The organism is Pseudomonas sp. Sample_10, assembly GCF_004321495.1.
Taxonomy (GTDB): domain Bacteria; phylum Pseudomonadota; class Gammaproteobacteria; order Pseudomonadales; family Pseudomonadaceae; genus Aquipseudomonas.
Window position 1 is genome coordinate 83,958 of the sequence record NZ_RCOE01000216.1, and the last position, 4,837, is coordinate 88,794.

Sequence of the window (4,837 nt, forward strand, 5' to 3'; positions counted from 1 at the left end):
ACACAAAACCTGTGGGAGCTGGCTTGCCAGCGATCGGGACACCCGGGTCTCAGAGTTGCCCCTGAGCCCCTTCGAACCACGCCAGTTTCTCCCGAAGTTGCACCACTTCACCAACGATCACCAAGGTCGGCGCATGGACTTCATGCTCCGCCACCAACCGTGGCAAGTCGGCCAGTGTGCCGGTAAACACCCGCTGATTGACCGTGGTGCCCTGTTGAATCAGCGCTGCCGGGGTATCTTTGCTGCGACCATGCTTGATCAACTCTTCGCAAATGATCGGCAAGCCCACCAGGCCCATGTAGAACACCAGGGTTTGCGCGGGCGCGACGAGGTCGGCCCATGGCAAATCGGTAGAGCCGTCCTTCAAGTGACCGGTAACAAACCGTACCGATTGCGCATAATCGCGGTGGGTCAGCGGGATCCCGGCATAAGCTGCGCAACCACTGGCCGCCGTGATTCCCGGCACGACCTGGAACGGGATGCCTTGGGCGGCCAGCTCTTCGATCTCTTCACCGCCACGACCGAAGATGAACGGATCACCGCCCTTCAGTCGCACCACGCGCTTGCCCTGCCTGGCCAAATCCACCAATTGCTGGTTGATCTGGTCCTGCGGTACGGCGTGCTCGGCGCGACGCTTGCCGACGTACACCCGCTCGGCATCGCGACGGCACAGTTCGAGAATCGCCGGCGCCACCAGGCGGTCGTATAGCACTACATCGGCTTGCTGCATCAAGCGCAAGGCGCGGAACGTCAGCAGGTCTGGATCACCCGGCCCGGCACCCACCAGATACACCTCACCGGTGGCCACTGGCGCTTCACCATCGATCTTGGCTTGCAGCAGGCGCTCGGCCTCACCGCCCTGCCCGGCCAGTTGACGATCGGCAATCGGTCCCTGGAAAACCTCCTCCCAGAACGCGCGACGCTGCTGCACATCCGGAAACAGCTTTTTAACCTGATGGCGAAAACGCGCCGCGAGCCCCGCGAGCTGACCGTAGGTGGAAGGAATCCAGGTTTCGATCTTCGCCCGGATCAACCGCGCCAGCACCGGCGCATCGCCGCCGCTGGACACGGCGATGATCAATGGCGAACGATCGACAATCGCCGGGAAGATCACGCTGCACAGCGCTGGCGCATCCACCACGTTGACCGGCACGCAACGCCGATGCGCATCGGCGGAGACCTGTGCGTTCAGCGCTTGGTCGTCAGTGGCGGCAATGATCAGCCCGCAACCGTCCAGATCCGCTTCGACATAGCCACGCACCAGGCACTCGCCGCCACTGGCGGCAACCAGTTCGCGCAATTGCTGTTCGATTTCAGGTGCAACCACCCGCAGCAGCGCACCGGCATCGGCCAGCAGGCGGGATTTGCGCAAGGCAATTTCCCCCCCGCCGACGACCAACACACGACTGCCGCGAAGGTTGTGAAACAGCGGCAGATAGTTCATTCAGCCGATTACCTCAAGGCCACCCATGTAAGGCTTGAGCACTTCAGGCACGCGGATCGAACCGTCGGCCTGCTGGTAGTTCTCAAGAACCGCAACCAACGTACGACCCACAGCCAGGCCGGAACCGTTCAAGGTGTGCACCAGTTCAGGCTTGCCGGTTTCCGGATTACGGAAACGGGCTTGCATGCGACGGGCCTGGAAATCGCCGCAGTTGGAGCACGAGGAAATTTCACGGTACTTGTCCTGGCTCGGGATCCACACTTCCAGGTCGTAAGTCTTGACCGCGCTGAAGCCCATGTCGCCGGTACACAGCGCCAGGGTGCGGTAAGGTAGTTCGAGCAGCTGCAGGACTTTTTCAGCGTTGGCGGTCAGGCCTTCCAGCGCTTCCATCGACTTCGACGGCTCGACGATCTGCACCATTTCAACCTTGTCGAACTGGTGCTGGCGGATCATGCCGCGAGTGTCACGGCCCGACGCACCGGCTTCACTGCGGAAGCAAGGTGTGTGGGCGACGAATTTGATCGGCAGTTGCTTGGCGTCGACGATCTCACCGGCAACGATGTTGGTCAGCGACACTTCAGCGGTAGGGATCAAGTACAGGTCGGCTTCGCCTTCGCGAGCGATCTTGAACAGGTCCTCTTCGAATTTCGGCAACTGGCCGGTGCCTTGCAGCGCCGGAGCCTGGACCAGATAAGGCGTGTAAGCCTCTTCGTAACCGTGCTCGGTGACGTGCAGGTTGATCATGAACTGCGCGAGGGCGCGATGCAGACGGGCAATCGGGCCACGCAGCAGGGCGAAACGAGCGCCGGACAGCTTGGCGGCGGTTTCGAAGTCCAGCCAGCCGAACTTCTCGCCCAGGGCTACGTGGTCCTGAACCGGGAAATCGAAGGCAGTCGGGGTGCCCCAACGGCGTACTTCGACGTTGCCGTCTTCATCTTCACCGACCGGCACCGATTCGTGCGGCAGGTTGGGGATACCCAGCAGGATCGAGTCCAATTCGGTCTGGATCGAGTCCAGTTCGACTTTGCCGGCGCTCAATTCACCCGCCATGCGCTCGACGTCCGCCATCAGCGGCGCGATGTCTTCGCCGCGCTGCTTGGCCTGACCGATGGATTTGGAGCGCGCGTTACGTTCGGCCTGCAGTGCTTCGGTGCGGGTCTGGACGGTCTTGCGCTGTTCTTCCAGCGCTTCGATGCGCGCGACATCCAGGGCATAGCCACGGGAAGCCAGGCGGTCCGCTACGTCCTGAAGGTTGCTACGTAACAGTTTGGAATCGAGCATGTCGGTCTCTCGTTATCAAAGTTTGGTCAAGGACAGGCCGGCCCAGGTGGCGAGCAGCCCGCCGAATACGCTGATGGCCGCATAGCCCAGGGCCAGCGGCACTTGCCCGCTTTCCAGCAAGCGCACCGTATCCAGTGAAAAGGATGAAAAAGTCGTCAGCCCTCCGAGGAAGCCGACGATCAACCCGGCACGCACCTCGATGGGCACCTCCGGGCGAATCAAAAACAGACCGTATAGAACGCCGATCAGCAAACAGCCCACGATATTAACGGCCAGCGTCGCGGTATAGAAGTGCCGCGGCCAATTAGCGTTGATCCAGTTACCCGTAGCGAAGCGCAACAGCGTGCCGGCGATCCCGCCGACGGAAACCGCGATTATCAATGGGACCACTATTTTCTCCGCTGCCTGGGGCTTAAACGGTCGAGTTTCGCCAGATGACTGAGCTTTTCGCCGATTTTCAGCTCAAGGCCCCGGGGCACCGGCTGATAGAACGGAATAGGGTCGAGTTCTTCCGGGAAATAGTCTTCCCCGGCGGCGTAGGCATCGGGTTCGTCGTGGGCATAACGGTACTCGTCGCCGTAGCCCAATTGCTTCATCAGTTTGGTCGGCGCGTTGCGCAGGTGCAGCGGCACTTCCAGCGAACCGTGTTCGGCAGCCGCGCGCAATGCACTCTTGAAACCCATGTACACCGCGTTGCTCTTAGGCGCGCAGGCCAGATAAGTGATGGCCTGGGCCACCGCCAATTCACCTTCGGGACTGCCAAGCCGCTCCTGCACTTCCCACGCCGCCAGGCACAGGCTCAGCGCGCGCGGGTCGGCATTGCCGATGTCTTCGCTGGCCATGCGCACCACGCGCCGGGCCAGGTACAACGGATCGCAACCGCCGTCGATCATGCGCGCGAACCAATACAAGGCGCCGTCGGGATTGGAGCCGCGCACCGACTTATGCAGCGCGGAGATCTGGTCGTAGAACGCTTCACCGCCCTTGTCGAAGCGCCGACGTGTGTCGCCGAGCAGGCTTTGCAGCAGATCGGTTCCGATTTCGCTATTGTCTTCTGCCAGGTCGGAGGCGTTTTCCAGCAGATTGAGCAGACGCCGGCCATCGCCGTCAGCGGCCGACAGCAGCATCTGGAAGCCTTCATCACTGAGGGTCAGGTTGCGCTTGCCCAGGCCGCGTTCTTCGGTCAGTGCACGGTGCACCAATTTGCGCAGCGCGGTTTCGTCGAGGCTTTTCAGCACATAGACGCGCGCGCGCGAAAGCAATGCGTTATTGAGTTCGAACGAAGGGTTTTCGGTGGTTGCACCGATGAAAATCAACGTGCCGTCTTCGACGTACGGCAGGAACGCATCCTGCTGGGACTTGTTGAAACGGTGCACTTCGTCAACGAACAGAATCGTGCGGCGGCCGTACTGCGCGGCCTGCTGCTTGGCGATTTCCACCGCCTGACGGATTTCCTTGACCCCGGCCAGCACGGCCGACACCGTTTCGAAGTGCGCCTCCGAGACTTCCGCCAGCAACCGCGCCAGCGTGGTTTTACCGACCCCTGGCGGCCCCCAGAAAATCATCGAGTGCAGGGCACCCTGCTCCAGGGCTTCGCGCAAAGGCTTGCCGCGAGCGAGCACGTGTTCCTGACCGACGTACTCATCCAGGTTGGTCGCACGTAAACGGGCGGCCAAGGGCTGAGCGATCGGGGCACTGCGAAACAGGTCCATCACGTACTGTTAAAACCTCGCTTTTTATTACGTAGTTCTCAAGTCTGGCGAAATCCTGTGGCGAGGGAGCTTGCTCCCGCTGGGGCGCGACCCCCCCCAAAAAATGGGACTGCTGCGCAGTCCAGCGGGAGCAAGCTCCCTCGACACACAAGCCCGCTCCCACAAGTTATGCGTCTTACTCCTGGATCACGTCCGCCCCTTTAGGGATGTCGAACTTGAATTTCGAAGCCGGGATCGGCTCGTTGGCCTTCACACCGGTAAACAGGATATTGGTGCGCTGGCCGACGCTGTCGATCAGTTGCATGTCATTGACCAAGCCGTTGCGGAACGACAAACGCAGGTTGTCGAACAGCGTGTCCTTGGTTTTCGGCTTCAGGGTGAAGTCAATCACCCCGCCGGC

The 4,837-nt window shown here is 61.2% G+C and carries 5 protein-coding genes; all 5 read right to left on the reverse strand.

Going from position 1 to position 4,837, the window contains the following annotated elements:
- Positions 1 to 49: 49 nt before the first annotated feature.
- Positions 50 to 1,444 carry a siroheme synthase CysG gene (gene cysG, locus D8U18_RS21225; protein ID WP_131108356.1) on the reverse strand — a complete coding sequence of 465 codons (1,395 nt, stop codon included), beginning with the start codon at positions 1,442 to 1,444 and terminating at the stop codon, positions 50 to 52.
- On the reverse strand, positions 1,445 to 2,725 hold the full coding sequence (gene serS / locus D8U18_RS21230) for a serine--tRNA ligase (RefSeq protein ID WP_056854600.1): 1,281 nt from the start codon (positions 2,723 to 2,725) through the stop codon (positions 1,445 to 1,447).
- Between the two features lie 15 nt (positions 2,726 to 2,740).
- Positions 2,741 to 3,115, reverse strand: a complete 375-nt coding sequence (gene crcB, locus D8U18_RS21235) for a fluoride efflux transporter CrcB (protein WP_130906292.1) — start codon at positions 3,113 to 3,115, stop codon at positions 2,741 to 2,743.
- A complete protein-coding gene (locus D8U18_RS21240) occupies positions 3,115 to 4,437 on the reverse strand; it encodes a replication-associated recombination protein A (protein WP_056854602.1) in 1,323 nt (440 codons plus the stop codon). Before D8U18_RS21240 ends, crcB begins: the two co-directional genes overlap by 1 nt.
- Positions 4,438 to 4,612: 175 nt before the next feature.
- On the reverse strand, positions 4,613 to 4,837 hold a 225-nt coding region (locus D8U18_RS21245), incomplete at its 5' end, for an outer-membrane lipoprotein carrier protein LolA (RefSeq protein WP_177435047.1).

What these genes read in the sequence shown, in the direction of transcription:
- D8U18_RS21240 (WP_056854602.1), bottom strand. Translation starts at nt 4,437, where the DNA reads ATGGACCTGTTTCGCAGTGCCCCGATCGCTCAGCCCTTGGCCGCCCGT.
- serS (WP_056854600.1), bottom strand. Translation starts at nt 2,725, where the DNA reads ATGCTCGATTCCAAACTGTTACGTAGCAACCTTCAGGACGTAGCGGAC.
- cysG (WP_131108356.1), bottom strand. Translation starts at nt 1,444, where the DNA reads ATGAACTATCTGCCGCTGTTTCACAACCTTCGCGGCAGTCGTGTGTTG.